At 66.2% G+C, this 25,757-nt stretch carries 25 protein-coding genes and 1 pseudogene; 11 read left to right on the top strand and 15 right to left on the bottom strand.

Annotation, left to right across the window (positions count from 1 at the left end; translation table 11 throughout):
* The 4 genes from QX094_RS21010 to QX094_RS20995 form a co-directional block, all read right to left on the bottom strand.
* A complete protein-coding gene (locus QX094_RS21010) occupies positions 1 to 981 on the bottom strand; it encodes a PDR/VanB family oxidoreductase (protein WP_315827021.1) in 981 nt (326 codons plus the stop codon).
* Between the two features lie 10 nt (positions 982 to 991).
* Positions 992 to 1,747 (bottom strand): GntR family transcriptional regulator, encoded by a 756-nt coding sequence (locus QX094_RS21005; RefSeq protein WP_315718241.1) that lies wholly within the window; start codon positions 1,745 to 1,747, stop codon positions 992 to 994.
* Positions 1,748 to 1,753: 6 nt separating this feature from the next.
* Entirely contained in the window at positions 1,754 to 2,797 is a 1,044-nt protein-coding gene (locus QX094_RS21000) for an aromatic ring-hydroxylating dioxygenase subunit alpha (protein ID WP_315827022.1), read from the bottom strand.
* Between the two features lie 307 nt (positions 2,798 to 3,104).
* Complete coding sequence (locus QX094_RS20995) at positions 3,105 to 3,713, bottom strand: nuclear transport factor 2 family protein (RefSeq protein WP_315827023.1); 609 nt, start codon at positions 3,711 to 3,713, stop codon at positions 3,105 to 3,107.
* Positions 3,714 to 4,555: 842 nt separating this feature from the next.
* Between QX094_RS20995 and QX094_RS34595 the strand changes: the two are divergent.
* Positions 4,556 to 4,780: pseudogene (locus QX094_RS34595) on the top strand (DnaJ family domain-containing protein); the annotation flags it as partial.
* 573 nt (positions 4,781 to 5,353) lie between these two features.
* Here QX094_RS34595 and QX094_RS20990 read toward each other — a convergent pair.
* The 8 genes from QX094_RS20990 to QX094_RS20955 all read right to left on the bottom strand — a co-directional run bounded on the left by QX094_RS20990 (position 5,354) and on the right by QX094_RS20955 (position 10,331).
* Positions 5,354 to 6,022 carry a DUF1109 domain-containing protein gene (locus QX094_RS20990; protein ID WP_315718237.1) on the bottom strand — a complete coding sequence of 223 codons (669 nt, stop codon included), beginning with the start codon at positions 6,020 to 6,022 and terminating at the stop codon, positions 5,354 to 5,356.
* Positions 6,019 to 6,651, bottom strand: coding sequence for a sigma-70 family RNA polymerase sigma factor (locus QX094_RS20985; RefSeq protein WP_315827024.1), 633 nt, complete (start codon positions 6,649 to 6,651; stop codon positions 6,019 to 6,021). The genes QX094_RS20990 and QX094_RS20985 overlap by 4 nt, the downstream gene beginning before the upstream one ends.
* Entirely contained in the window at positions 6,641 to 7,147 is a 507-nt protein-coding gene (locus QX094_RS20980) for a DoxX family protein (protein ID WP_409999248.1), read from the bottom strand. Before QX094_RS20980 ends, QX094_RS20985 begins: the two co-directional genes overlap by 11 nt.
* The gene (locus tag QX094_RS20975; protein WP_315827025.1) at positions 7,144 to 7,935 is read right to left on the bottom strand and encodes a DNA-binding domain-containing protein; all 792 of its coding nucleotides are present in this window, start codon (positions 7,933 to 7,935) and stop codon (positions 7,144 to 7,146) included. The genes QX094_RS20980 and QX094_RS20975 overlap by 4 nt, the downstream gene beginning before the upstream one ends.
* Positions 7,916 to 8,803 (bottom strand): DUF692 domain-containing protein, encoded by an 888-nt coding sequence (locus QX094_RS20970; protein ID WP_315827026.1) that lies wholly within the window; start codon positions 8,801 to 8,803, stop codon positions 7,916 to 7,918. Before QX094_RS20970 ends, QX094_RS20975 begins: the two co-directional genes overlap by 20 nt.
* A gap of 55 nt (positions 8,804 to 8,858) precedes the next feature.
* On the bottom strand, positions 8,859 to 9,206 hold the full coding sequence (locus QX094_RS20965) for a DUF2282 domain-containing protein (protein ID WP_315718233.1): 348 nt from the start codon (positions 9,204 to 9,206) through the stop codon (positions 8,859 to 8,861).
* Positions 9,207 to 9,333: 127 nt separating this feature from the next.
* Positions 9,334 to 9,930, bottom strand: a complete 597-nt coding sequence (locus QX094_RS20960) for a TlpA disulfide reductase family protein (RefSeq protein ID WP_315827027.1) — start codon at positions 9,928 to 9,930, stop codon at positions 9,334 to 9,336.
* On the bottom strand, positions 9,927 to 10,331 hold the full coding sequence (locus QX094_RS20955; RefSeq protein WP_315827028.1) for a hypothetical protein: 405 nt from the start codon (positions 10,329 to 10,331) through the stop codon (positions 9,927 to 9,929). The genes QX094_RS20960 and QX094_RS20955 overlap by 4 nt, the downstream gene beginning before the upstream one ends.
* A gap of 461 nt (positions 10,332 to 10,792) precedes the next feature.
* On the opposite strand from QX094_RS20955, the gene QX094_RS20950 reads away from it, so the two are divergent.
* From QX094_RS20950 to QX094_RS20935, 4 genes are all read left to right on the top strand, one after another.
* Positions 10,793 to 11,746: an ABC transporter ATP-binding protein gene (locus QX094_RS20950; RefSeq protein ID WP_315827029.1), complete on the top strand. Its 954-nt coding sequence runs from the start codon at positions 10,793 to 10,795 to the stop codon at positions 11,744 to 11,746.
* On the top strand, positions 11,739 to 14,663 hold the full coding sequence (locus QX094_RS20945) for a Gldg family protein (protein ID WP_315827030.1): 2,925 nt from the start codon (positions 11,739 to 11,741) through the stop codon (positions 14,661 to 14,663). The genes QX094_RS20950 and QX094_RS20945 overlap by 8 nt, the downstream gene beginning before the upstream one ends.
* Complete coding sequence (locus QX094_RS20940) at positions 14,660 to 15,814, top strand: DUF4340 domain-containing protein (RefSeq protein ID WP_315718227.1); 1,155 nt, start codon at positions 14,660 to 14,662, stop codon at positions 15,812 to 15,814. Before QX094_RS20945 ends, QX094_RS20940 begins: the two co-directional genes overlap by 4 nt.
* 321 nt (positions 15,815 to 16,135) lie before the next feature.
* Positions 16,136 to 16,615 carry a VOC family protein gene (locus QX094_RS20935; RefSeq protein WP_315827031.1) on the top strand — a complete coding sequence of 160 codons (480 nt, stop codon included), beginning with the start codon at positions 16,136 to 16,138 and terminating at the stop codon, positions 16,613 to 16,615.
* A gap of 39 nt (positions 16,616 to 16,654) precedes the next feature.
* Here the strand turns inward: QX094_RS20935 and QX094_RS20930 are convergent, their stop codons facing one another.
* Entirely contained in the window at positions 16,655 to 17,374 is a 720-nt protein-coding gene (locus tag QX094_RS20930; RefSeq protein WP_315718225.1) for a class I SAM-dependent methyltransferase, read from the bottom strand.
* A gap of 267 nt (positions 17,375 to 17,641) precedes the next feature.
* Here QX094_RS20930 and QX094_RS20925 point away from each other — a divergent pair, with 267 nt between their 5' ends.
* The 4 genes from QX094_RS20925 to QX094_RS20910 all read left to right on the top strand — a co-directional run bounded on the left by QX094_RS20925 (position 17,642) and on the right by QX094_RS20910 (position 19,860).
* Positions 17,642 to 17,950 carry a hypothetical protein gene (locus QX094_RS20925; RefSeq protein WP_315718257.1) on the top strand — a complete coding sequence of 103 codons (309 nt, stop codon included), beginning with the start codon at positions 17,642 to 17,644 and terminating at the stop codon, positions 17,948 to 17,950.
* A gap of 269 nt (positions 17,951 to 18,219) precedes the next feature.
* On the top strand, positions 18,220 to 18,618 hold the full coding sequence (locus tag QX094_RS20920) for a hypothetical protein (protein ID WP_315827032.1): 399 nt from the start codon (positions 18,220 to 18,222) through the stop codon (positions 18,616 to 18,618).
* A gap of 73 nt (positions 18,619 to 18,691) precedes the next feature.
* Positions 18,692 to 19,498, top strand: coding sequence for a sensor histidine kinase (locus tag QX094_RS20915; protein ID WP_315718223.1), 807 nt, complete (start codon positions 18,692 to 18,694; stop codon positions 19,496 to 19,498).
* Positions 19,489 to 19,860: a signal transduction histidine kinase gene (locus QX094_RS20910; RefSeq protein ID WP_315750346.1), complete on the top strand. Its 372-nt coding sequence runs from the start codon at positions 19,489 to 19,491 to the stop codon at positions 19,858 to 19,860. Before QX094_RS20915 ends, QX094_RS20910 begins: the two co-directional genes overlap by 10 nt.
* Positions 19,861 to 19,879: 19 nt before the next feature.
* Here the strand turns inward: QX094_RS20910 and QX094_RS20905 are convergent, their stop codons facing one another.
* Entirely contained in the window at positions 19,880 to 20,800 is a 921-nt protein-coding gene (locus tag QX094_RS20905; protein ID WP_315750345.1) for a LysR family transcriptional regulator, read from the bottom strand.
* A gap of 134 nt (positions 20,801 to 20,934) precedes the next feature.
* Here QX094_RS20905 and QX094_RS20900 point away from each other — a divergent pair, with 134 nt between their 5' ends.
* Positions 20,935 to 22,215 carry a gallate dioxygenase gene (locus QX094_RS20900; RefSeq protein WP_316188104.1) on the top strand — a complete coding sequence of 427 codons (1,281 nt, stop codon included), beginning with the start codon at positions 20,935 to 20,937 and terminating at the stop codon, positions 22,213 to 22,215.
* Between the two features lie 42 nt (positions 22,216 to 22,257).
* On the opposite strand, the gene QX094_RS20895 is transcribed toward QX094_RS20900, so the two are convergent.
* Positions 22,258 to 23,415 carry a PcfJ domain-containing protein gene (locus QX094_RS20895; protein ID WP_315827034.1) on the bottom strand — a complete coding sequence of 386 codons (1,158 nt, stop codon included), beginning with the start codon at positions 23,413 to 23,415 and terminating at the stop codon, positions 22,258 to 22,260.
* Between the two features lie 582 nt (positions 23,416 to 23,997).
* On the opposite strand from QX094_RS20895, the gene QX094_RS20890 reads away from it, so the two are divergent.
* Positions 23,998 to 25,740, top strand: coding sequence for a hypothetical protein (locus QX094_RS20890; protein ID WP_315827035.1), 1,743 nt, complete (start codon positions 23,998 to 24,000; stop codon positions 25,738 to 25,740).
* Positions 25,741 to 25,757 lie beyond the last annotated feature (17 nt).

Below are 25,757 nucleotides of genomic sequence, written 5' to 3'. Positions count from 1 at the left end.
TCACAGCGCGTCGGCCCGCTCCAGCGTGTCGATCGTGACCACGCCGTGGGCGCGGGAAACGCAGGCGCAGAGCTTGCGGCTGTCGTGCTTCTGCTCGGCGCTGAAGAACACGTCGCGATGATCGATCTCGCCCTCGACTTCGACCACGTCGACCGCGCAGACGCCGCACTCGCCGCGCCGGCAATCCGCCATGACCTCGTGGCCGGCGGCATTCAGCACGTCGAGCATCGAGCGGTCGCGCGGCACAACGATCTCCTCGCCGCTGTCGCGCAGCCGGACCTTGAACGGCTCGGTCGACAGCCGGCCGCTCGATCCGAACGTTTCATAGCTGAGATCGGCCGGCACGCGGCCGCACGCCGCCCACGCGCTGCGCGCGGCATCCAGCATCCGCATCGGTCCGCAGAACAGCACGGCTGCTCCGGACGGCAGACTCGAAAAAAGATCGGACAGGTCCAGCCGCTGCGACTGGTCCGCGGCATACACCGTGAGACGGTCGCCGAGCAGCGCCGCGAGCTCATCGACATAGGCCGCATCACCGCGCGATCGCACCGCATAGCGCAGCGAGACGTTCGGCGTCTTGCGCAGCAGCGCGTGCGCTGCTCCGACCAGCGGCGTGATGCCGATGCCGCCGGCGACCAGACAATAATGCGGACGTTGCCAATCGACCTGCAGCAGCGAGGTCGGGCTCGCCACATCCAGCCGGGCACCGGGCTGCAGCGACCACAGATAGCGCGACCCGCCGCGGGAATCCTCGGCGAAGCGCACGGCGATCCGGTAGCCACGCGGGTCCGCCTCGCCGACCAGCGAATAGGAGCGGACATCGGGCTGGCCGGCGGCGAGGACGCCGACCTTGATGTGGCTGCCGACCGCATAGGGCGCGCAGACATAGCCGTCGGGCCGCAGGATGAATTCGCGGATGCCCGGCGCAAGGTCGCGTGTCGAGACCAGGGTCGCAGGCGACCAATTGTCCTGGAAACGCATGATCGCCTCCTCAGCCGTTGATCTGCGTCTTGATCAGCACCGCCGCGGGCACCAGGTCCATCGGACCACGCGCCTTCACGGCGAGCCGCAGGTTGCGGGCCGCCAGCCGCGCATGCTCGCGCATGATGCTCTCGGCGCGGGCGCCCTCGCGGTTCTCGATCGCATCGATGACGATGCGGTGATGCTCCTGCGCGACCACCAGGATGTGACGCGCCTCCGGCAGCGCCGATTGCGCCATCACGAAGCCGCTCGGCGAGGCGAACGGCAGCGCGCTGGCGCGGTCGACCTGGCGGATCACCGGCGGGCTGCGCGACAGTTCGGCCAGCAGGGCATGAAAGCGCGCGTTCAGCGCCACATAGGCCGAGAACGCGTCGAACGAGAGCTCGGCCGGCGCGATCAGCTCGTCGATCTGGGCGAGGCACTCGCGCATCGGCTCGGTGTCGCGCACGGACACGCCGCGCTCGGCGGCAAGCCGCGCTGCCAGTCCTTCCATCGTGCCGCGCACCTCGATGGAGTCGAGCACGTCGCGCTCGGAGAACGATTTCACCATGAAGCCGCCGGACGGAATGGCCTCCAGCAGCCCCTCCTCCTCGAGCCGCACCAACGCCATGCGCACCGGCGTGCGCGAGACGCCGGCGGCCTCCACCGCCTGCAGCTCGGAGATGCGCTCGCCGGGGCGCAAGCCGCCGGTGAGGATCAGGTCGCGCAAGGTGAGCTGCGCACGTACGGTCTGCGAGATCGAACGCTCGCTGTCACGCTCGGCCATTCCATTCTACTCCGCGGCTTCACGCAGCGGCGTTTCGCGCGCGATCATCCGATCGATGATCCGCCGTGCCCACATTGCGCCTGCATCGATGTTGAGGTTGTAGAACACGCGTCCCGGATTCTCGTCCATCGCGCGCTGCTGCGCTTCCAGGATCAGCTCGTCTTCGCGGAAGATGCCCGACACGCCCTCGCGGATCTCCGTCGTCAGCCGCTGCTCGGAGAGCTGGTAGTTGCGGGCGAACGCCCAGAAATAGTGGCAGGTCTTGTCGGTCTCTGGCGTGATGGTGTTGAGCACCATGCCGTTGACGCCCTGCGAGCGGTCGCCCTCCGGCGCGCCCGTGCCGGCCGGTGCGACGCCGACGTCGATCGTCACCGTGCACGGCGCTTCGAAGCGGATGATCTGCCAGCGGTCGACCAGGCCCGGCTTGCCGAGCTGCCTGGCCCAGAACGGCGGCGGCTCGATGCCGCGCATCCAGCGCGTCACGGTCGCGGTGCGCTCGCCATGGGTGACGTCGAACGGCGCTTCCGCCACCGCGTCGTTGCCGATCGACGAGCCGTGCACGAAGGTCTCGTGCGTGAGGTCCATCAGATTGTCGACCACCAGCCGGTAGTCGCATTTGACGTGGATGGTCTTGCCATCGCCGGCCCAGGCCGGATCGTGATTCCAGTGCATGTCGGGAATGGCAGCCGGATCGGCCAGCGCCGGATCGCCCATCCACAGCCAGATGAACCGATGCCGCTCGACCGCCGGATAGGCCCGCACGCAGGCCGAGGGGTTGATGGTCTCCTGCGACGGCATGAACGTGCAGCGGCCCTGCGGGCTGAATTTCAAGCCGTGATAGCCGCAAACGACGGTGTCGCCTTCCAGCCGGCCCTTGGACAGCGGCACCAGCCGGTGCCAGCAGGCATCTTCGAGCGCGGCGATGGTGCCGTCGGCCTTGCGGAACATCACGACGTGCTTGCCGCAGATCGTCCGCGGCAGCAGGGCCTGCTTGACCTCGGCGTCCCAGGCCGCGGCGTACCAGGCATTCATCGGAAAAGAAGCGGCCATGGCGTGTCCTCGTGGCGGTATACTTCTAGCTGGTCATTGTATACAGCAAACGGGGGAGGAGGCGCAAGTTCCGCCTTCTCCCGGCGGAAAACTGCCAATCCTGTATACAATAGCCGCACGGCGGTTCCGCTTCAAGGAACAAGGCTGACAGACAATCCCTTCTGATTCAAGCACTTGCGCTGATTCCGCTAGGCACTCCGAAAAAGACTCACCCGCTCGGTAACGGCCCCAGAGATCCGCCGGATCAGCCCCCTCGGCGAGAGCTGTTCCGTTCGGAGCGCGGCACCGGCGACGCAGGGGCCGATGATCACAGCCCCTCGCCCCGCAGCCACGCGGCGCCGCACGCATAGAGCGCTTCGACCTCCGGCCCCTTCAGCCCGGGCATGTCGCGCTTCACCGTGTAGCCGATGCGCGTCTGCAGATAGGCGAGATGCCGATACCCCACGGGAAACTGCTCCAGCAGCGCGCAATCCAGCGCCGGCACCGCGCCCGGCGTCACCGGGTCCATGCGATCCTTCTCGTAGATCGGCTGGCGCAGCACGATGCCCCATTTGCCCGCGCGCTTCTCGAGGAAGTCGTAGAAGCGGCCGGTGCAGAGCACGTCGCACACGACGCCTTCGACCTCGGCCCGCTGTGAGATCGTCATCTTGGTCTGGGAGATCGCGCGATGGCCGGCGAGATCGACCGAGATGCCGCCGAGAAAGTGCAGGATGTTGACACCCTTGGCCCAGGCCGCCTTGCTGATCTCGATGAACTCGTCACCGGTGCCCTGCGTCCACGTCGCCATCATCCGCCCATCCGGATGCCACACCGTGCGGAAACGCTCCCAATCACCGGCATCGCGCCAGATCGCCCAGTTCTGCAACAGTTCGCGGATCTGACGGTCGTCCTCGATCTCGGTGGCGGTCTTGGTCATGTGCATTTCCTCCGTGTTGCGCGGCTGCTGAATACATGGATCGGAGCAGCGCTGCAAAACTCACATTGCTGGTGATGAAGTCCAAAACGCGCCAAGCATTCGATGTCGTCCCGGGCAAGTCCGACAACGCGGAGCGTTGGCCGACGCCGACCCTGGATCCATACGCCGCGGCGGATGTGGCTGGGCGAGAATGGTCGACCATCGTGCCTCGCACATCTCCCTGGGGTTATGGATCCCGGATCGGCGCGCGCGTTGCGCGCTTGTCCGGGACGACAGTTGAGTAGATGTCGACACCTTCGGCCTCATCACGGAGGCGAACTGATAAGCATCTTTCATCCCGCGGCACGTCGTGCCCGGGTGATGCAGCATTCGTGTCCCTCTGAACAACGAGAGGGCGCGAGGAAGGCCGGACCTCGGCTGAGGCCCGTGGCCCGCCTGCTCAAAAGAATGCAGGCGGCAGGTACCACAGGTACAGCCGGACAGACCCGGCCTTCCCCGCGCGATCGGTTTTAACGGTGTCCTTCGTGCTCTCCCTGGGGATCGGCGTTCTTGCCCCCATCGCCCGCGCGTGCCGTCACAGCAACGACCCCGGACTTGACCTCAGCGTCGAGAGGCCAGGACCACACGACTTCGCCGTCCGTAACGCCCGCGCTCGTCAGGCGCAGCCGTCACGTCCATCGCAGCCCGCCTCCACGTTCGTGACGACGCGTACGTCCCTCTGCTCGAGGCGGGATACCGGATATAAGCATAATTTCTGAAAAACAGCAACCACTATTTTTGCCGCCGATCTCGGCCGGTGATGGCCTCGTGCCGTCGATGCGACAAAAAAGGTCCGGCCGGGCATGACGGAGCGTAAGCCACTGACCGCGAGCTGCGAGTCCTGGGTCGAGGTGCAGATCCGCATCTGCCCAGGACCATGGCGCATTCGACAATCTGCCGGCGTCGGCAAGCCGCTGGCGGATCTCGATCGGGCGCATGACCCGCTCTGGTGGGTGAAGCAGCTCGTCAGGCGCGAGCAGATCTCGATGCTGCCGCCGTCGCTCGAACTGCTGCGCAACGTCGAGAAGGTATTGGCGACCATCGAGACGCTGCCGGACGAAGCGGCGGTCCGTCGCTGTGATAGACCAGCAGCACGGCGTTGTCATGGTCAGCGGCTGTGGCGCGACGATCGTCAGCTTCGCTTTGCCGTTCGCTCCGGCCACAAAATCATTCGTCGTTCCGGCTCACCCTTCGCGTTGGCGACAACGGCGGTCTTCGCATCCTGTTCGATCAAGGCCGGCCGGACCCCCGCGACGTGGGAGACGTTCTGCGGACCGACAGCGGCCGGCGCGTCGGCGACGAAGGCATGGGGATCGAGCGGCTTCGGCTGCTTCGTCTCCGCCGAGAGGAACGCCGCGTGCGTGACGAACGACAGATGGGTCGCATCGGCGGCCCGGCCGGCGCGAGCGCCGCCAACATCAGCGCCGCACTTGTCTACCCGGCTAGGGGTTTCGATCGTTGCATGGTCTCATTCTCCTCGCGTCCGTGAACATCGACGCGCGATGCGCGTCGCGACAGGGCTATCTGCGCCCGAGCCCGCGGACTGTTCGCTCCAGGCACGACGAAGGTTACCGGTCCGCGTCGGTCGACGAACGGCGAGCTCAGTCGTGCGCGAAGACACGCGGCGCGACCCAGCCGAACATGCGACGGCCGAACAGGCCGCCCGCCCCGATCAGCAGGACAGCCGTTCCGACGTTCCACATCAGGATCATCACCGAGGCGTCGATCGTATGAAACAGCGCGAGCGCCGTCGACGTGATCGCAGATACGGCGACGCCGCCGGTCAAGGCGACGATGGTCGGCCGCAGCCGCGCCGCGTAGCGCAGCATCACCAGCAGGGCCAGCGACAACGGCAGGCTCGTCACGGCGAGCGTCGTGAAGCAGCGGGCCGCCTCGCCGGGGCTCATGCCGTCTGGACCGACCGCAACCCAGTCGGTGAGGCACTGGTAGCCGATGTTGGACAGCCATAGCGCCAGCGCCGGCAGCGGCAGCAGCATCCACCACCGCGAGCGGTCGGGAAGGCTGACCAGGAATGCCGCGATCGCGGCCAGCACGCCGGTCAGGATCGAGCCGACGAGGCTGGTCACGAATGGCGCATCGTGCAGACGTTGCACCAGATCTGGACGGATCCCCTGGTTGACGGCGAGCAGCGCCACCACGGCACCGGCCCCGATCAGCCAAGTGCAGGCGCGCAACAGCGGGGGCCGCAGCCGCTTCACGGGCCGCATGTCAGTCGCAAGAGAGTTGATCAGATCGTCGGTCTTGATCATGGCTCGTTCCGCGGAATGAGCAGCTTCTGAAGGCTCTTCAGAGCGCGGTGCATGTTCACCTTCAATGAGGTCGTGGACATTCCGGTTGCCGCCGAGGCCTCCTTGAGCGACAGCTCCCTGAGCTTCAACAGCCGCACGGCCTGCTGCTGCGCTGGCGGGAGATTGTCGATCGCCAGCTCCAATTCGCGGCGGTCGGGCGCCGCCTCCACGCCGGTCTCGGGCTCGGCTGCGATCTCGTGCTCGGGAGACAGCACAGTCTCGCGCCGCCATTGGCGCGACTGCCGCCGTACTCGGTCGATCAGGCGACGGTTGGTGATGGTCACCAGCCACGGCGCGAACGGGCGCGTCGGATCATAGGTGTGGCGGATCGAGTGAATGGTCAACAGCACGTCCTGCACCGCGTCCTCGATGTCGCTACGCTGCCTGCAGTGCCGCGCCGCGAGAGAGCGAAGGTAGGGCGAGATCTCCTGCAGCAGCCGCTGATAGGCGACACGATCGCCCTCCTGGGCATGCGCCATCAGAATCGCCCAATCGAGCGCGCGGCGTCCCGGCTTGACGTCCGCCCCGCTCTGCGCGTCCACCGCGACGAGCCTCAGCCGCGGCGCAGGAGCGCTCTGGTCACTGCCCATCGGCGCTCTCCAGTTTTCGACCGAGCGGCACGACGAGTTGATCGACGCTGAAGGGCCCGTGCCCGAGCGCGATGATCGCAACCGCCATCGCAGCCCAGGGCAGATGAAAATTGGCCCAGCCATCCGGGACGACGAGCTGGATGAAGGCGGTCATGACCAACAGCCCGAGCGCGCTGACCCTGGTCGCCAGCCCGACCACCAGGAGCACCGGCAGCACGATCTCGGCCACGCCATCGAGATGAGCGAAGGCTGCGGGCCAGGGAAAGTCATAGGTCTGTCCGAACAGGTGCAGCTTGAATTCGTCCTCGAACAGATACACCGCGGACGGCGACAGCGACAGCAAGCCATCCCATTTGGTGAGTCCGGATTTGAAGAACGGCACCGCCAGCGCGATGCGCAGCATCGGCGGCGCCACGATGAGAGCCAGTCGCGCGAACCGATCGATCGCATCCGACATGGCCAAGGTGAGCGCCCGGCGGCCCGCGATCGTGCTCATGACGCCTCCCCCATCGTCGCGCGCTCGAAGCCGATCACCGCTCCGCCATGGATCAGATCGTGGAGGGTGCCGGCGAGGTCGAAGCCAACGTCCTCGCGCAGCGCATCTTCGACTGCCCTCAGCATCGACCGCCCGGCCGACAAGGCCTGAACGAACGCGAAACTACCCGACGGGATCGCGCGAACCACGACGTCGGCCTCGGAACGGACGATCAGAACCGCCTCGCCGCCCGCGTCGAGATCGACCGGGCCAGGAATTCCCTCCGCGACATTCATCTGCCAGACCGTGAGCGCGGGAAACGCCGAGCAGACCAGCCGCAGGGATGGATGCAGGCGCAGGCGGAGAGCCGGCAGATCGGCCGGCGCTAGGGCGGCGAAAGCCGCAGGTGTGACCGGCTGGGCTTCCGCCGCATGATAGGCCTCCGCCCAGGCGCGCTCGATCGCCGCGACATCGGCCAGATAAGGCAGTGCCGATGCCGGTGCGAAGCCGCGAATGAACGCCGCGAAGCCGCTGCCATAGTCGAGCAGGATCGGCGAGCACGGCAGTTCGGACAGCAGATGGCGGCGCGCCATGGCCTGGAAGAACTCCTCCCCGACGATGCGATGAACCGCCGGATAGGCGTCCTTCAGCGTCGCCGTCAAGCCGGCCACGACATTGTTGCGATAGACGCCGAACCGGCGCCCGCTCGGCGTCCCATCCGGTCCAACCAGGCCGGGAGGCACCGGCTGCGCGGGATCGAGCAGTGCGCGCGCAAAGCCGCCAAGACGTTCAGCAAGCGGCGGCGTCACAGGCCACCTCCATCGTCGGCGAGAGCATGATGGCCTCGGCCCGGCGCGCCTCCGCCGCGAGCACCGGCCATGGCGGCACCTCGGCGTCCCACTCGATCAATGTCGGCACCGGGCCGGTCGCGCGGATCGCATGCGCACACAGCGACCAGACGACGTCGTCGACCGGCCGGTCGTGGGTGTCGATCAACAGCGGCCTGCCGTGCTCGTCGGCTTCGCGGGCGTGGCCGGCGAGATGGATCTCGACCACCTGCGCGAGCGGAAAGGCGGCAAGATAGCCATGCGGATCCCACTGCTGATTGGTCGCAGCGACATGGACGTTGTTGACGTCGAGCAGGAGACCGCAGCCGGTGCGACGCGCGATCTCGGCGATGAAGTCGGGCTCGGACCAGTTGCTCTCGGCGAACGCGACATAGGTCGATGGATTCTCCAGCAGCATCCGCCGGCCGAGCACGCTCTGCACCTCGTCGATGTGATCGCAGACGCGGATCAGGGTCTCGCCCGTATAGGGAACGGGAAGCAGATCGTTGAGGAAACCGGTATCGTGCGTCGACCACGCCAGGTGCTCCGAGAACAGCCCCGGCTCGTAGCGGTCGACCAGATGCTTGAGACGGCCGAGATGGGCCTGGTCGAGCGGGCGGTCGGCACCAATCGACAATCCGACTCCATGCAGCGACAGCGGATAGCGCTCGCGAATAGCCGTGAGATAGCGGTGCGGTGGCCCGCCCGCGCCCATGTAGTTCTCGGCGTGAACCTCGAAGAAGCCGATATCGGGCCACGTTTCGACGATGCCGCGATAGTGCTCGGCCTTGAGGCCGACGCCGCCCCGCGCGGGGATCCGTCCGGCCGTCGAGAATTGTGCGCGTGCCACCCGAAGACTCCGATCGAGAGAAATGGCGGGCTGCAAGCAGCCCGCCGGCAATGTCTCAGGCCTTCGGCGTCAGGCTACCCGGCCCCTTGGGGGTCTGCATCGTCGTGCAGGTGCCCTTCGGCTCGAGCTTGAACGCATTGCCCTGATAGTCGGTCATGCTGGTGCCCGCGCAGGTCGTGCCGGCGCCGGCGAAGCAGTCGTTCTGGCCCTTCAGCGCGACGCCGAAGCACTTCTCCATCTTGCCGTCCTTCATGGCCTTCATGGTCTCGGCCTGCTTGGCCTTCATCATCTTTTCCATGTCGCCCTTGGCCATCGTCTCCGCCGAGGCGGATGTGACGGCGAGCGCGCCGGCAGCGACCGCAAATGCACCGACGATCATTGCGGACAGCGTGCGATTGGACATGCGTGTTCCTCCATTCTCCGGGTTCAGCCTGCGGACATTGCAGGTGTCTGGCGGCCATCGGCGCGCCTGTACGATGGTTCGCTCCAGTGCGTTGGAAGGTTACGTCGTCTGCTTCGCGATTCATCATTCAGTTGCGCCCGAGATAGTCGAGCAGATCGGCCGCCGACGACGACGACCAGTCGGCCGCACCCGGGAGGTATCCGACGATCAGTCCTGAAGCCGAGATCAGATAGGTGATCGGCATGCCATACAGCGTGAACGGCGCAGGCCTGCCGCGACCGTCACCGGATTGCGCCACGTACCCGTTCGGATCGAGGCAGATTGGCAGCGACGTCAGCCGCAGCGAGCGCACGAAACGACCGACACTGTCGCGATCGCTGCGGTCTTCGGACACCGCAACGACGTGCAGGCGCTCGCGCCCGACGCTGCGCGCGAGCCGATCGAGCTCCGGCAGCTCGATGCGGCAGGCCGCACACCACGAGGCCCAGAAGTTCAGCACGATTGGCGCGCCGCGCAGCGCGGCCAGATCGAGCGTACCGCCGTCGAGGCGAAACAGCCGCAGCGCCGGCAGGCTCTTCTGCGGCCGCAGCAGCGTGAGCTGATGACGGCCGGCTGCGAAGGCCGGGACCTCGTCGTCAGCAGACGCTGCCGAAGCGGGGCCGGCGCCTGCCATGAGCGCCGTCAACACACCGCCGATCACCTCGCGCCGTGTCGCAACAATCATCCCGCCCGTTCCTCGACGGCGAGGGCGGGCGAGGACTGCGGAACGGCCGGCCGGAACGCGATGAAGAAAAACAGCGGATTGGGCAGCCAGTACAGCCATCCGATCGACGGCTCGCGCCGGCCGTCCGGAAGCTCCAGGTCGAGCCACACGTACAGGAACTTGTAGATGCAGAGTCCGGGGATCCAGTTCGGACGCAGATGGCACGTTCTCAGGCAGCGCCGCCGGATGTAGAAGTTGCCCTCGAACGGCGTGATGTCCCAGAGACCGACCGGCCCCTCGGCGATCACCTCGCCGCTCGGACGATGGGTAATGCGCACGATGCGCGGGCGCCTCACATGCAATTGGATACCTCCCGCCGGCGTGTCCTGATACTGCCATTCGACGGTACGATGGCGGACCAAGAAAGGTTACCAGGCCACGCGCAGCCGCGGCGAAGTCATGAGCACCGGCGCGGATCGCGGTCAGCGCAGCGCGTGCGTTCGAGTTGCCCGCTCACATCCAATTGACCGGTCGTGATCGATCCAGGGCGGCGGCCCCCGCTTGATTCATTCGACCGCGTCCGATTAGTTAGCCGCAACCAACAGAACGGCGGAAACACAGTTTCACGACCTCCCAAGGTTTGCACAAGGCTTCGTCGTACGATGTGCTCTTCCGGATGACGACTCTCCCCATCGCACAGGCCGGGCCGCTCTGAACCGCCGCGCTCAGCGCACCCGACCACCTCAGCTTTCCCCGCTGACGACCGCCGGTTCGGTCGGCCAGATCCTTTCAGCTGCATCCGACGCTCGTGCCGCCGGTGATCGATCCTGCGTGTCGATCAGGACCTGGCGCTGCGACGGCCAACTCAGGAGCGACGCCCCGCATGATCTCCGCCGAACACCTGACCCGCCAATACGGGTCATTCACCGCCGTCGACGACGTCTCCTTTGAGGTCGGCGACGGCGAGATCGTCGGCCTGCTCGGGCACAACGGCGCCGGCAAGACCACCATCATGAAGATGCTGACGGGCTATCTCGAGCCGACCGCCGGCACGGCGACCATTCATGGCCATGACATCGGCACGCAGCGCCGTCAGGCGCAGGCGCTGATCGGCTACCTGCCGGAGAATTGCCCGCTGTATCCGGAGATGACGGTGGTCGAATTCCTCGACTACGCCGCGGAGCTGAGAGGAATCCCGCCGGGCGCCCGGGCGCAGGCGCTGCGCGACGCCATCGCCGCCACCGGCCTTGGGGAAAAAGCCACCGCGCCGATCGCGAGCCTGTCGCGCGGCTACCGGCAGCGGACCGGCGTCGCGCAGGCGATCCTGCACAAGCCGAAGATCGTGATCCTCGACGAGCCGACCAACGGCCTCGATCCGTCGCAGATCGCCCAGATGCGTGGACTGATCAGGGATCTCGCAAAGACCGCCACGGTGATCCTGTCGACCCACATCCTGCAGGAGGTGCGCGCCGTGTGCGAGCGCGTGCTGTTGATCAACCGCGGCCGGCTGGCGCTCGACACCCGGATGAGCGATCTCGGCGGCCCTGGCCGGTTGCGTCTCGTCACCAGCGGGCCGCCAGAACTGGTCGAGCGGCTGGTCACGGGGCTCGGCCTGGTGAAGAGCGTGGAGCGGCTGACGGCCGCCGAGCCCGGCCATGCCTATGCGCTCAATCTCAATGGCCACGCGGCCAGCACCGTGGCGCCGGCCGTCGCCCGCGTGATCACCGACAACAAGCTGGATCTGTTCGCCCTGCATCCCGAACAGCGCGATCTCGAAACCCTGTTCGCCGACATCACCGGCGCCGGCGCGCCGACCCGTGAGGCCCTGCATGCATAACGTTCTTCGTATCGCTCGCAAGGAGCTGGCCGTCTTCTTCGCCTCGCCCGCGGCCTTCATCTTCATGGCGGCGTTCCTCGCGGTCACCCTGTTCCTGTTCTTCTGGGTCGACCGCTTCTTCGCCCGCAACATCGCCGACGTCCGGCCGCTGTTCGAATGGATGCCGGTGCTGATGATCTTCATCGTGTCGGCCGTCACGATGCGGATGTGGAGCGAGGAGCGGCGCGCCGGCACGCTGGAGTTCTTGCTGACCTCGCCGGTCGCGCCGCTGCAGCTGGTGCTCGGCAAGTTCCTCGCCTGCCTCGCTTTGGTCGCGATCGCGCTGGCGCTGACACTGCCGCTCCCGATCACGGTGTCCATGATCGGCCGGCTCGACTGGGGACCGGTGGTCGGCGGCTATCTCGCCGCGCTGGCCCTCGCCTCCGCCTACATCTCGATCGGCCTGTTCGTCAGCGCCCGCTCCGACAACCAGGTGATCAGCCTGATCGTCTCCACCCTGATCTGCGGCGCGTTCTACCTGCTCGGCTCCAACACGCTGACCTCGCTCACCGGCAACGAAGGCGGCGAGCTGTTGCGCCAGCTCGGGGCCGGCTCGCGCTTCGAGTCGATCGCCCGCGGCGTCATCGACCTGCGCGATCTCTATTACTATCTCAGCATCTTCGGCGTGTTCCTGGTGCTCAACCTCTATGTGCTGGAGAGCCTGCGCTGGTCGTCGCAGGGCCGCGCGCCGCAGCACCGGCGCTGGCGCATGGTGGCCGCGCTGACGGTGGCCAATCTCGTCGCCGTCAATCTGTGGCTCGGCCAGCTCCCCGCCGCGCGGGCCGATCTCACCGCCGGACACATCTATTCGATCTCGGACGAAACCCGGAGCTATCTCGGCCAGCTGCAGGAGCCGCTGCTGATCCGCGGCTATTTCAGCGCCCAGACCCACCCGCTGCTGGCGCCGCTGGTGCCGCGGCTGCGCGATCTGCTGAAGGAGTACGAGATCGCAGGACAAGGCAAGGTCCGGGTCGAGTTCGTCGATCCGATGCAGAACGCCGCGCTCGAGGCGGAGGCCAACAAGCAGTACGGCATCCAGCCGGTGCCGTTCCAGACGTCGAGCAAGTATCAGGCGTCGGTGACCAACTCCTACTTCAACATTCTCGTCAAATATGGCGATGAATATACGACGCTCGGCTTCCGCGACCTCATCGAGGTCAAGGAGCGCGGTGACGGCGACAGCGAGCTCGACGTCAATCTGCGCAATCCGGAATACACGATCACCCGCGCGATCAAGAAGGTGCTGAACGGCTATCGCGGCTCTGGCGACGTGCTGGCCGGCCTGCCGCACCCGGTGACGCTGGAGGCCTATATCTCGGCCAAGAACCTGCCCGAGCCGCTTGCCAAGCTGAAGACCGCGCTGCAGGAGCTGATCAAGGACGACCAGAGCAAGACGCCGGGCAAGCTCGACGCGAAGATCGTCGATCCCGACGCGGATGGCGGCCAGATCGCCAAGACCCTGCAGGACGATTACGGCCTCGAGCCGCTCTCGGTCGGCCTGCTCAATCCGAAGCGCTTCTGGTTCCATTTGATCCTGAAGAGCGGCGACAAGACCGAGCAGATCCAGCTGCCGGAGCAGCTCGACAAGGACGGCCTGAAGCGCAACATCGACGCCGAGCTGAAGCGCTTCACGCCCGGCGCGCTGCGGACCGTCGCGCTGTACACGCCCCCGGCGCAGCAGCCGATGCCGCAGCTCGGCATCCCCGGCGGCGGCGGGCCGTCGTTCGATCTGCTGCAGCAGAAGCTGCAGGAGAACACGCTCGTCGACGCCACCCAGCTGAAGGACGGCCGCGTCCCCGAGCGCGCCGACATCCTGTTCGTGGCCTCGCCGCAGCAGCTCGACCAGAAGCAGGTGTTCGCCATCGATCAGTTCCTGATGAAGGGGGGCACCGTGATCGTCGCCACCTCGCCCTACCAGCCGTCGCTGCGCGGCAATCTCGATGTGGCCAAGACGCCCTCAGGCCTCGATGACTGGTTGGCGTTCCAGGGCGTGAAGGTCGGCGACAGCATGGTGCTCGACCGCCAGAACGCCTCGTTCCCGATCCCGACGGAGCGCGACGTCGGCGGCGGCATCAAGGTGCGGCAGATCCGGCTGATGGACTACCCGTTCTTCGCCGACATCCGCAGCGACGGGCTGGCGCAGGGCGCGGCGCCCTCGGCCGGCACCCAGCAGCTGACGCTGTCCTGGGCCTCGCCGCTGACGATCGACGCCGACAAGGTCGGCAAGAAGCGGAAGATCGTCGATCTGATCCAGAGTTCGCCGCATTCGTGGACCGCCAAGACGACCAACGTCGTGCCGGACTTCAAGGCGCATCCCGACACCGGATTCCCTCCGGCCGAGAAGCAGGGGCGCCAGCTGCTCGGGGCCATGATGGAGGGCGAGTTCACGTCGTTCTTCGCCGGCAAGCCATCGCCGCTCGCCAAGGACGCTGCTGAGCCCAAACCCGATGCAAAGCCCGATGATGCCGCGAAGACAACGGCTGCCGACGCCAAGCCCAGCATCACCGGCGTGATCTCCCGCTCGCCCGAGAGCGCGCGGCTGATCGTGATCGGCTCGGGCACGTTCCTGTCGGACGACGTGCTGCAGCTCGCCTCCAGCGTCGACCGCACGCAGTATCTGGCACCGCTCGACTTCGCCCAGAACCTGGTCGACTGGTCGCTCGAGGACCGCGGGTTGCTGGCGCTGCGCAGCCGCGGCGGCCAGTTCTCGCGCACGCTCGCGCCGATGCAGAGCGGCGGCCAGATGTTCTGGGAATACCTGAACTATGCGCTCGCGCTCGCAGGGCTCGCACTCGTCTACATCGTGCGCCGCGTGCTGCGGCTCGGCGCCCAACGGAGATATCTCAACATGCTCGGCATAGCGGAGGCGCGGACATGAAAGGGCTTCCCATCCTGCTCACCGCGCTGCTGGGTGGCCAGCTCGCGCTGGCTCTCACCTTCGCGGTCAACCGCTCCGATCATGCCGCGTTCGACGCCAAGGAGCCGCTGGTCGCGTTCGCGCCGGCCAAGGTCGATCAGGTCGCGATCGACGACGACGCCGGCCACACCGTCACGCTCGCGCGGAAGGACGGCAAATGGGTGATCCCTGCGTTGTCGGACTTTCCCGCCGACACGACCAAGGTCAATGGCCTGCTCGACCGCATCGCCGGCCTGAAGAAGGGCTGGCCGATCGCGAAGACCGATGCCGCAGCCGAGCGCTTCAAGGTCACCGAAAAGGTTCATGAGCGCCGCGTGGTGCTGACGAGCGGCGGCAGCCGGGTCGGCGAGTTGCTGGTCGGGACCTCGCCGGCCTATCGCCAGGTGCATGTCCGGGCCGGCGATGCCTCTCCGGTCTACGCCGTCGAGCTGGCGACCTACGACATCGGCGCGGAGCCCAGCGCCTGGATGCAGCACGGCATGCTGGATACGCCGCGCGACAAGATCGCCAGCGTGAGCGTCGGTGACGTCACCATCGATGGCAAGGACGGCAAGTTCACGCTGGCGGGGCTCGGCAAGGACGAGAAGCCGCGGCCCGACAAGATCGATGCCCTGGTCAGCGCGATGGCGCATCCTCTCTTCGATGGCGTACGCGGCAAGGGCAAGGCGGCGCTGACCCAGACCGACGCGCCCGACATCACCGTCACGCTGAAGCGGACCGATGGAAGCCAGCTGATCTATCGCTACAAGAAGGACGCCGGTGGCGGCTATCTGTTCACGCGTTCGGCGGAGGACTATCTCTTCCACGTGAGCGCCGACACCGCTGCGCCGATCGTGCTGGCCACGCGCGCGGCATTGATCGAGCCGCCGAAACCGGACAAGGCGCCGAACGCCAACAGCTCGGGCAACAAGAACTCGAACGACAAGAGCTCGGAAGACAAGGTTTCGGGCGCGAAGAGCCCGGACGACAACGCCGCAAAGGCCGAGACGGCAGGCGCCAAGGCAGATCAGGCGCCGGCGGCTGCAGCACTGCAGGCTGCTCCGACGTCATCCCATGGCGCCGATCAGGCCTCTCACGGCGGCGCCGAGCCGCCAAAGTCGCCCGGAGGCTAGGTCCTCACGACGCGCGTATCCGGCTTCGCCGCGAGACTGGAGCCGGATCCCGCGCCGGGTAGCCTATTGTCGCTCGGCCCCGATCAGCCGCTGAGGAAAGGTATGATCAGCCAAGCGCCTCAATCCTTGGCTGTGCCACCGATGATCGTCAGTCGTGGGGGATGAGATTTTTTTCTCGCTCGGCGGCCGGTCGTGTCGGCACCGGCGATGCACGAACGTCCTTGGATCAGCCGGATCGCAACGACCCGGCTCGAGCGTAACCAATGGACCGCCCGGTGAACGAACGACGCGGCCTGCACTTGGAAGGAAGGGACGTCTGCCATGGCAAAGCACAAGAACACGATCTGTCTGTGGTTCGACAAGGACGCAGAGGCCGCCGCGCGCTTCTACGCCGAACTGTTTCCGGACAGCGAAGTGACGGCGGTCCATCGCGCGCCGGGTGACTACCCTTCCGGCAAGGCCGGCGACGTGCTGACGGTGCAATTCACGGTGTGTGGCATCCCCTGTCTCGGCCTCAATGGCGGACCTGCGTTCACCCACAACGAATCCTTCTCGTTCCAGATCGCCACCGACGATCAAGCGGAGACGGACCGCTATTGGAGTGCCATTGTCGGCAATGACGGCCAGGAAAGCCAATGCGGCTGGTGCAAGGACAAATGGGGCATCTCCTGGCAGATCACGCCGCGCGCGCTCACCGACGCGATGGCGGCCGGCGGAGCCGAGGCCAAGCGCGTGTTTGCCGCGATGATGACGATGAAGAAGATCGACGTCGCCGCCATCGAGGCAGCGCGGCGGGGATGACCCTCGCCAGCCGGAGCGCAGCATCGCCGCGCTCCGGCGTCACGGGCGCAGGCACCGCAGATGCAGGAATAGCGGCACGCGCAGCCAGCGCCGGCTGCTGTCGCGGGTGATAATTGCTTCGGGAATGGACGGCTCGCGCAGCGCCTCGATCAGGAATCCCTCCGCTTCCAGCGCTTCGAAATAGCTCTGCAGCGGGCGATGCGCGCTGTGGAAGGTCATGCTGAGCCCGTCGCGCTCGATTGCGTCGCTGAAGGTGTAGGAGTCCAGATAGCTGCCCTGGATGACGAAGGGCGCATCCGATGCCAGGCTCGCGAACCGCCCGGCCGAGTTGAGCGGGTGGACGATCGCCATGCAGAAGCGGCCGCCGCGCCTGAGAACCCGCGCAAGCTCGCGCACCGCGGCCGGCATCGCGTCAACGTCCTGCAGCGACATGAAGGCGATCGCGAGATCCGCGCATGCATCGGCCAGCGGCAGCGCGGCCGCGTCGGCACGCACGACGCCGATCGTGGGATCGGCCGCCCGGGCCGCGGCGATCAACGACGGCGATGCATCGACGCCGACCACTCTGTGCCCTTCGGAGGCGAGATGTCGCGACAGCCTGCCCTCGCCGCAGCCGATGTCGAGCGTGAGCGCACCGGGCGGCGGCAGCAAGCGGCTGAATTGCTCGCGATGGTGGCGCCAGAAGCTGTCGTGACCCGGCGCTCTCGCCCAGGCGAGCCACCGGCCGGCCTCTGCTTCCCACTGCTCGCGCAAATTCATCGCGGCCTCCTCGCCCGACCCTGCGGATTCAAGAGCCGCGCTTCTTAAACTGCTTCCTCGCCCAAGTCATCAGCGGCGCGGGTCGTTACCTGACGGGCATGCCCGTCCGTGTGCCGCTCGAGACCAACAGCGTCCTGTCCGATGTCGCCACAGCGCCGCACAGGCAGCCGTTCGACGCCAAAACAAATGCCACCGCCGGGGAACCATGGGATTGCCAGCAGATTGGTTCCATGACGCAATCCCCGCACCCGGAGTCATGTCATGACCATGAAGATTCTTACGATCACGCTCGCAGCCGCCGCGAGCACATTGATGGCCGCAGCCGCCTCCGCTGCCCCGCTCACGGCCGGAATATCGATCCTCCCGGAGAGCAGCATCCAGCAGGTTCGCATGGTCTGCAACGAGAACGGCCGCTGCTGGCGCCAAGGCCGCGAACGCCGTGTCATCATCCGCGAAGACCGCGGCGCCTACGGCTATGGCCGGCACGAGCGGCGCGGCTATGAAGGACGTGACTATGAAGATCGTGGCGGCATCGGCATCCACGCGCCCGGCGTGAGCGTCGGAATCGGCCGATAACACGTCCGACGTCTGACTCATGCCAAGGCATCGTGATCAGGACTGCAAATGATCTACAAATGAGCCAAGCGTCCGACGTTCGCATGTCGATGCAACGATGCTACGAACGTCGGATGAGCCGCAGGGCCAGACTCGCTCTCGCTTCAGGCGATGGCGGCGACCGGATCCTCACGACAAATAAATTCGGCTGGACCTCGCTATTGCGCGCGCACACACCATATGTTGATGATCACCGCGCGTCCCCCGGCTGCCATCGGTGACTGAGAGCCATGCGCTCCCGCCGCGACCAGAAGGCGGACAGCATGTCGAAAACTTCGAACACCTCTTCGAACACCACCACGTCCAGTGCGCGCGTAATTGGTGCGACCGCTCCTGGCGCCGCCATTCTTTGGGCTGCCGATCGTCGCCGCGATTCTGATCCGGTGGCCGCCGTTCGCAGCGAGGCGCTTGCGCCAGTTCACCCCGACAAGCCCTCCGAGCCGGCCAAGCGAGAGCGGTCATCGCTGCACGCGACGCTCGCCACCAGGGCGGAGAATGCGCTGGAGACGGCGGGCCTGATGCAGCAAGGCGGCGAGCGCGCTGCCGCGATCAGGAAGGCGACCATCCTCGCAAACGCCGCCGAGATACTCGGGCATTTCAACGGAAGTGTCCGTTCGCGAACGAAGTGACGCTGGGGCGGCCTGCTCCTGCGTACCATCGTGCCCGCCGAGGGCGGCATCCGGTGCAAGGACATGTCAGCCAATGCTCGAGATCAACCTCACTACAGAGCCTCCTCACGGCACGGTCGTGGATCCCGACTTTCTGCTGACGGAAATCATCGGGCTGAAGCGCCTGCTCGCCGAGGCCGAGAGCAATGCCAAGACCCGGTCCGAGCAGGCCGAAATCGAGGCGAGAGAACGCGAGACGGCGAGCAGGCTGCAAAAGCTCATTCTCGAGGAGCTGCACCATCGCATCAAGAATACGCTCGCGACCGTCACCGCCATCGTCTCCCAGAGCCTCCGCAACGTGCCGGCGACCAAGGATGCACAGCATGCCATCTCCGGGCGGCTCCTGGCCCTCGGACGGGCACACGATCTCCTCCTGCAAGCGAAATTGTCCAGCGGCGATCTCCGCACGGTGATCCGTACGTCCGTCCAGGCGTTCGACACGCCCGACGACTCACGCTTTGCGATCACCGGACCCGACGTGCTGGTGACGCCGGATGCCGTCATCGCCCTCGCGATGACGCTCAACGAGCTATGCACGAACGCCCTGAAGTTCGGCGCGCTGTCCGTGCCGGAAGGACGCGTCGATCTGCTTTGGACCGTCGACCAACGCCGGGTCCGCTTCGCCTGGACCGAAAGACACGGCCCGGTCGTTCAACAGCCCGCCAGCCGAAGCTTCGGAACCCGGCTGATCGAAACGCTCGGCGTGCAGCTCGGCGGCGAGGTTCAGTTGACCTATGCGCCGTCAGGGCTCTCCTACACGTTCGATGCGCCGATCGCCGTTCTCGACTCTCCCGTGAGACCGCCGATGCACGCAACAGAAAGGGATCTCCGATGTCGCTGAGCCAATTTCGCGTCGATGAGCAGCCGCATACGATGGACGGATTGCGCCTGCTCGCCCAAGATGGCGCCGTCGGCGTCGAGGCCTTCGTCAGCCGCAAGGTGATGGACATCTGGGCCGAGTCGATCGAGCACACGGGCGGCCGGCAGAGCCTGTTTCGTGTCCAATACAATGCGCTGGGACAATTGAACCTTGCTGCGATCGAGCGGATCGTGAGCAGGAAATATCGGCGCGGCGCCGCATCCAACCGGCAGCATCCCTTCATCGAGGTGCTGTTCTCGGATATCGCCGACAGCGGTGAAACGCTCAATCTGAGCGAGCTGGTGCGAGAGCCATTGCCGCCGTCATTCCATCGGCTTGCGTGAGACAGGCGGACGGCGCACCTCAGGTCTGACCGATCAGGGTGTGCGCGGACGCGGCGCAGATCTCCTCGAGGAAGTCGAGGAAGGCGCGGGCGCGCGAGGAGATCAGCTTGCGGCTCGGAAAGATCGCGGTCAGCTGGGCGGCGCGGGTGTCGAACGCGACCCCCCTGCCGATCTCGACCAGCCGGCCCTCGCCGAGCAACTCGACGCAATAGTGCTCCGGCAGAAAGGAAATGCCGGCGCCGTGGGCGACGGCCCGGCGCACCGCCAGCGGATTGTTGATGCGGGCGACATGCGCACCGACGTCGAAGCGGACGAGATGGCCGTGCTGCTTGATCATCAGGGTGCGATCGCCATAGCGCCGCTCGCAGATCATGAGATGGCGCTCCAGCGCGCGGACGTCCTCGCCGATGTCGTGCGCGGCGAGATAGGCGGGGCTGGTCACCCAGATCAGGCGGCCGCCGATCAGCACCTTCTGCGCCAGCTCGGAATTCTCCTGCACGCCGACCACGACCGCGATGTCGAAGCGGTCGGCCAGCATGTCGATCGCGCGCGTGGTTGCCTCGACATCGAGCTCGATGCGCGGATAGCGGCGGTGGAATTCGGCGAGCTGCGGCGCCAGGATCTCCTCGCAGAACGCCGGCGGCAGCGCCACCGAGAGCCGGCCGCTGGGCACGCCGACCAGCCCGGTCATGACCGCGTCGGCCTCCGAGACCTGATCCAGGATCTTCTGACATTGCTGGAAGAACAGCTCGCCCTCGCGGGTCACCCGGACGCGCCGCGAGTTGCGGTCGAACAGCCGGATGCCGAGATCCTGCTCAAGCCGGGCGACCGATTTGCTGACCGAGGATTTCGGCATGCCCAGGGACCGCGAGGCGCCGGTCATGCCGCCGGTCGCCACCACCGCATGGAAAACAGGAATGTCCTCGATCCGCCATTTCATCCGAGAGCCGCTCGTTCATCGAGAGAAACGATCCGTGCACGTTAGCATGATTGTCTAGCAGGGGAAACTTCGTATGGTCCGTCCCGGCGCGGCCGCGAGTGACAGTCAGCGGCGGCCCATTCGCGGAGGGACACATGGCCCGGATCATCGGCGGCATCGGCGCATCGCACTCGCCCACCATCGGCTTCGCACGCGACACCAATAAGCAGAACGACCCGGCCTGGAAGCCGATCTTCGACGGCTTCGCGGTCGTGCGCGACTGGGTGAAGCAGAAGGACATCGACGTCCTGTTCATGATCTACAATGATCACATCACCTCGTTCTTCTTCGATCACTACTCCGCCTTCGCGCTCGGCATTGACGACCGCTATGTCGCCGCCGACGAAGGCGGCGGACCGCGCAACGTGCCGCCGGCGAAGGGCCATCTCGGCCTGTCGCAGCACATCGCGATGGCGATGATGGCGGACGAGTTCGACATGTCGTTCTTCCAGGGCAAGCCGGTCGATCACGGCCTGCTGTCGCCGCTGTCGATGATGGGCGATGCCAGCGGCGCGTGGCCGGGCATGGTGGTGCCGCTGCAGGTCGGCGTGCTGCAGCTGCCGATTCCCAATGCGAAGCGGATGTGGAAGCTCGGCAAGACCCTGCGCAAGGCGATCGAGAGCTATCCGGAAGACCTGAAAGTGGCGATCTTCGCCACCGGCGGGCTGTCGCACCAGGTTCACGGCGAGCGCGCCGGCTTTCTCAACGAGGACTGGGACAACGAATTCCTCGATCTGCTGGAAAAGGACCCGGAGCGGCTCACTGCGATGCGGATCGCCGACTATGCGATCAAGGGCGGCATGGAAGGCGCTGAGGTGATCATGTGGCTGATCATGCGCGGCGCGCTGTCCGAGAACGTGAAGCTCGTGCACAGGCAGACCTACGCACCGTCGGTGACCAACATCGCTACCCTCGTGTTCGACGATCTCGGCGGCGCGCCCGACCCGCGGGAGGTCGCGGCCTATCGCGCGCATATCGGACATGAGCTCGCGGGCGCCGAGACGCTGGCTGGCACCTATCCCTTCACCCATGGCCGCAGCCAGGCCAATTTCCGCATCAACGACTTCCTGCACCGGCTCGTGATCCCCGCGCATCGCGCGAGATTCCTTGCGGAATTCGACGCGCTGGCGGACGAGCACGGTCTCACGGACGAGGAGCGCGACCTGATCCGCAACCGCCGCTGGATCGAGATGATCAGGCGGGGGGTCAGCTTCTTCGTGCTGGAGAAGATGGCGGCGGTGATCGGCGTCTCCAACCCGGAGGTCTACGCAGCCTTCCGCGGCGAGACGCTGGAAGCCTTTTTGAAGACCCGCAAGGTCCCGATGCGCTACTCCGTCGCCGGCGGCGCCAAGGCGGCCGCGATCGACGGACATTGATGGCGACGTACGAGCTGCGTCGCCCGGCAGGGGCGACGCAGCTCATGTCTGCGGCAGCTCGATCCCGCGCGCCTTGGCCCAGCGCTCCAGGACCTTGCGCTCGTCCGCGTTAGCGACGCGGTTGGCGAAGCCGCGGATCTGAACCGCGCGGTGCCGCGGGTTGAGCTCGATCGTCAGCAGCCGCTGCGTCTTGCCGGCGTGACGATAGCGCAGCGACCAGATCGAGGCGTGGCCGGCAATGCACTTGTCCGCGTAGCTCGCGACACAGTGATGCATCGCCCTGGACTCCGCGACGAGATCCTCGGCGGTCCGCAACTGCATGATGACATACGCGTCGCGCGTGGCCGAGCCCTTCGACGGGCTCCATGACCAGTCCGTCAGCGCGGCCCCCGGCCAATGCGCTGGCTCCGCGGTCCGTGCCGCCATGCGGCCACGGGCGATCTCGGCCCGCCGGCGCGCCGCCTCGATGCGCGCGATCACCGCGAGATCACGATGCCATGCGTTCATCAGCCGGCGCAGCGCGGCCAGCGAGCGGCCCTTGAGGCTGAACTGGCGCTGGCGCCGGCGACGATGCGCGATGTAGTCGCAGAGATCGTCGATCTCCTCGCCCGTCGTCGGATGTGCGCAGAAGAACTGCGCCGCCTCGCGCCAGAACGCGATCTCGCCGCGCGGCGTCCGCGCAATCCTGGACCGGGCGATCCGCAACACGATCGCCGGATCGCTCGTGTAGGACCGCGCGATCGCCTGCCATATCGCCTCGTCGAAGCCGACCTGCCCGAGCGGATGGAGAAAGGCGTGAACCTCCTTGCGCGACAGCCAAGCCGAGGCGCCTGCCTTGTACAGCGAGCCGCCGCCGGCGACCGCGATGTACCAGCGCTTGCGCAGGATCGTCTCGTCGCGGCCGAGCCCGCCGTCATCGATCCAGATCAGCTCCAGGTGCTGGGCCACCGAATAGCGGCCAAACAGATGACGCGCAGCCGCCAGCCGCAGCCGCGCGGCGTCGCGCGTCTTCAACTGGGGCTTCCAGCCTTCTGGATCGCGAATGATGTCAGCCTCGAAGCCGCGCCGCGCCTCGCGGATCGCATTGTGCAGATCCGGCGGCGAACGCGTCGGCCGCACCGCGCGGCGCAGCGTCAGCTGATAGGCTTCAACCCGCGCGCGCTCGGCCTCCCGCCGGCGCGCCATCAATGACTGTGCCATGGTCGTTCAACATGATGGAGTGACTGTCAGCCGAACGCACTGCGGGCGTCGGCACGGATCGTGTCGCGCACAGTGGACTTGACATGGCTGATGGCCTCTCGCGTTGAACGCTTTGGGTATTGAAACGGGCGACGCTCATACATCCGAACTGCAGATATTGCAAGCCGTCGCGCGCCACTCTTCAGCGCAGGCATGTCACGAGGCATCAGCGGCGGGGCACGCCAACGCTATATTCTTTCAGCCGCGCATCATCACGAAGCGCGGCGCTGTTAGTTGCAAATGATTCTATTCACCGACGAGCAGGATGCAGCGCCCAATCAGGCATGCGGCAGAACGTCGCACGCGCCCAACGAATATTTCTCCTCCGCCAGACAGAAACAAACAGACTGGAAAGCCGGCCCGCTGCCCGTTCGATGACGACTTTGCAGCGGCCGACGGCCCGATTGTGTAACTACAAAGCTCCTCACGTCACGACATGCACCATCCCGACGACCTGCATCGAAGCGATACAGGCGAACGCAGATGCATTGCCGACCAGGATTGTCATGCCGCGACAGCAGTAAAGTGTGAGGAGACGATCGAATGGCCACCAACTTCAATGCGACTGCGCTCGCCAACGGCACGTCCAACCTGCTCACGCGAGCGAGTGCGCTCAATCTGTCGACCGATCTGGTTCAAGCCGGCGTCGTCTTCGACGACGCCGTTCGCATCTCGCTCGGCCTCTATTCCGGCAGTCAAGGCAGCGGCAATTCGAACACCTTCCTGTCGAACTACACCACTGACATCCATGCGGTGCAGAACGATATCGCGGCCATCCTGGCCAACCCGAACGACGTGACGATCGGTGGCGAGACGTTTGCGCTGAACTCCACAGACATCGCCGCGCTGACCAACGTCCAGACCCAGCTCGGCACGCTGCTGACCGCGGCCGCGCAGACCACGAATGCGACGACATTGTCGGCGGCGTCGCAGACCATCCACGCGTTGCAGACCGAGATCCTGTCGGAGATCAACAACGACGCGCATCTGTCGGCGGCACTCAACAACGTCACCTTCACCGCCAATACCGGCGCGACCGACGTTGCGTTCCAGAACCTGCCGGCAGGCGCAGACGATCCGACCACGCTCGCGGCCGCGACGGCGGGCACCAGCCTGAAGGTGGTCGGCGAGGTCTTCAATGCCGCAGTGAGCGTCATCTCCGGCGGCATCAACGCGACCAATCTGACCCAAGTGACCAACGACCTGTCGGCGGTGCAATCGGGCCTCACGGCCATCCTCGCCAACGCGACCCTGCTCGCGCAGATCGAAGCCGGAGAAACCACCAACGCGGCAGCCGCCACGACGCTTCACCTCCAGACGGTGCTGAATCAGGTCACACTGCAGCTCGAGAAATACGATGCCGCCGCCGCGACCGGAAACACCACCGCGCTGCGAGGCACGGCGGACAATCTGCTCGACATCATCGACATCGTCCAGAACGACGCCGCTTTGAACGTCGCGGCCGGCGGTAACGGCAATCCGGGCCACACCGGCGGCTTCGCCGAGGATCCGGGCGGCCTCACCGGCACGGTCACGCGGTTCCAAGACAATCAGGCGCAAACCAATTTCTGGGCCACCTTCGTCGCCGAGGCGAACACGATCAACGCGCAACTGATGGCGATCGTGAACGGCAGCGGTACGGCCAGCCAGGCGCTGATCACGCAGATCGAGAACTACAACAATTTCGGCGCCAGCTTCGATGCCGCCCAGGGGGCCGTGTTCCAGGGCCGTTTCGACAACGAGCTCAACAATGGCACCCTGCAGGCGGACTCCGCCACCGCCATCAAAGGACTGCAGGGCATCCTGAACGGGGATACCGGCGCGGCGCTCACTTCGGACCTCGCGATGCTGACGGCTGCCGGCGAAGGCTTCGTCGCCGACGCGAACGACGTCAGCGGCAACAACATCGCGATCGGCGGCGCGACCTATGTCGGATCGGCAACGACGGTCTCCAAGGCGACATCGGTCGCCGGCCTCGCCCAGGGGACGACGAAGGTCACGGCCACGCCGAACATCGCAAACGGCACCGGCGGTACCAGCACGTCCACGGCCGCGACATCGAGCGGCGGAACCACGACCAAGACCGGGACGACGATCGCGACCAACGCCACCGGCAATACGACATCGACGACCACCAAGACGACCACTCAAGGCTCTTCGCACCATCACCACAACAACACGACGGCCGCCGCCCACAACTCGACCCCCGCCCACACCACGGCAGCGGCGCATTCTTCGACCGTCGTCGATCATCACCACCACGCATTGCACCACATCTGGGGCTGATATAGCCGACGGCGGGC

Origin of the sequence: Bradyrhizobium sp. SZCCHNS1050 (assembly GCF_032484785.1) — a bacterium.
Taxonomy (GTDB): Bacteria; Pseudomonadota; Alphaproteobacteria; order Rhizobiales; family Xanthobacteraceae; genus Bradyrhizobium.
The sequence above is the reverse complement of the archived record's forward strand: the minus strand, read 5'-3'. Positions and strand labels throughout refer to the sequence as shown.

Bases quoted from the DNA above. Each gene is read 5' to 3' on its own strand.
- QX094_RS21010 (WP_315827021.1), bottom strand. From the start codon at position 981: ATGCGTTTCCAGGACAATTGGTCGCCTGCGACCCTGGTCTCGACACGC.
- QX094_RS21005 (WP_315718241.1), bottom strand. From the start codon at position 1,747: ATGGCCGAGCGTGACAGCGAGCGTTCGATCTCGCAGACCGTACGTGCG.
- QX094_RS21000 (WP_315827022.1), bottom strand. From the start codon at position 2,797: ATGGCCGCTTCTTTTCCGATGAATGCCTGGTACGCCGCGGCCTGGGAC.
- QX094_RS20995 (WP_315827023.1), bottom strand. From the start codon at position 3,713: ATGACCAAGACCGCCACCGAGATCGAGGACGACCGTCAGATCCGCGAA.
- QX094_RS20990 (WP_315718237.1), bottom strand. From the start codon at position 6,022: ATGATCAAGACCGACGATCTGATCAACTCTCTTGCGACTGACATGCGG.
- QX094_RS20985 (WP_315827024.1), bottom strand. From the start codon at position 6,651: ATGGGCAGTGACCAGAGCGCTCCTGCGCCGCGGCTGAGGCTCGTCGCG.
- QX094_RS20980 (WP_409999248.1), bottom strand. From the start codon at position 7,147: ATGAGCACGATCGCGGGCCGCCGGGCGCTCACCTTGGCCATGTCGGAT.
- QX094_RS20965 (WP_315718233.1), bottom strand. From the start codon at position 9,206: ATGTCCAATCGCACGCTGTCCGCAATGATCGTCGGTGCATTTGCGGTC.
- QX094_RS20960 (WP_315827027.1), bottom strand. From the start codon at position 9,930: ATGATTGTTGCGACACGGCGCGAGGTGATCGGCGGTGTGTTGACGGCG.
- QX094_RS20950 (WP_315827029.1), top strand. From the start codon at position 10,793: ATGATCTCCGCCGAACACCTGACCCGCCAATACGGGTCATTCACCGCC.
- QX094_RS20945 (WP_315827030.1), top strand. From the start codon at position 11,739: ATGCATAACGTTCTTCGTATCGCTCGCAAGGAGCTGGCCGTCTTCTTC.
- QX094_RS20940 (WP_315718227.1), top strand. From the start codon at position 14,660: ATGAAAGGGCTTCCCATCCTGCTCACCGCGCTGCTGGGTGGCCAGCTC.
- QX094_RS20935 (WP_315827031.1), top strand. From the start codon at position 16,136: ATGGCAAAGCACAAGAACACGATCTGTCTGTGGTTCGACAAGGACGCA.
- QX094_RS20930 (WP_315718225.1), bottom strand. From the start codon at position 17,374: ATGAATTTGCGCGAGCAGTGGGAAGCAGAGGCCGGCCGGTGGCTCGCC.
- QX094_RS20925 (WP_315718257.1), top strand. From the start codon at position 17,642: ATGAAGATTCTTACGATCACGCTCGCAGCCGCCGCGAGCACATTGATG.
- QX094_RS20920 (WP_315827032.1), top strand. From the start codon at position 18,220: ATGCGCTCCCGCCGCGACCAGAAGGCGGACAGCATGTCGAAAACTTCG.
- QX094_RS20915 (WP_315718223.1), top strand. From the start codon at position 18,692: ATGCTCGAGATCAACCTCACTACAGAGCCTCCTCACGGCACGGTCGTG.
- QX094_RS20910 (WP_315750346.1), top strand. From the start codon at position 19,489: ATGTCGCTGAGCCAATTTCGCGTCGATGAGCAGCCGCATACGATGGAC.
- QX094_RS20905 (WP_315750345.1), bottom strand. From the start codon at position 20,800: ATGAAATGGCGGATCGAGGACATTCCTGTTTTCCATGCGGTGGTGGCG.
- QX094_RS20900 (WP_316188104.1), top strand. From the start codon at position 20,935: ATGGCCCGGATCATCGGCGGCATCGGCGCATCGCACTCGCCCACCATC.
- QX094_RS20895 (WP_315827034.1), bottom strand. From the start codon at position 23,415: ATGGCACAGTCATTGATGGCGCGCCGGCGGGAGGCCGAGCGCGCGCGG.
- QX094_RS20890 (WP_315827035.1), top strand. From the start codon at position 23,998: ATGGCCACCAACTTCAATGCGACTGCGCTCGCCAACGGCACGTCCAAC.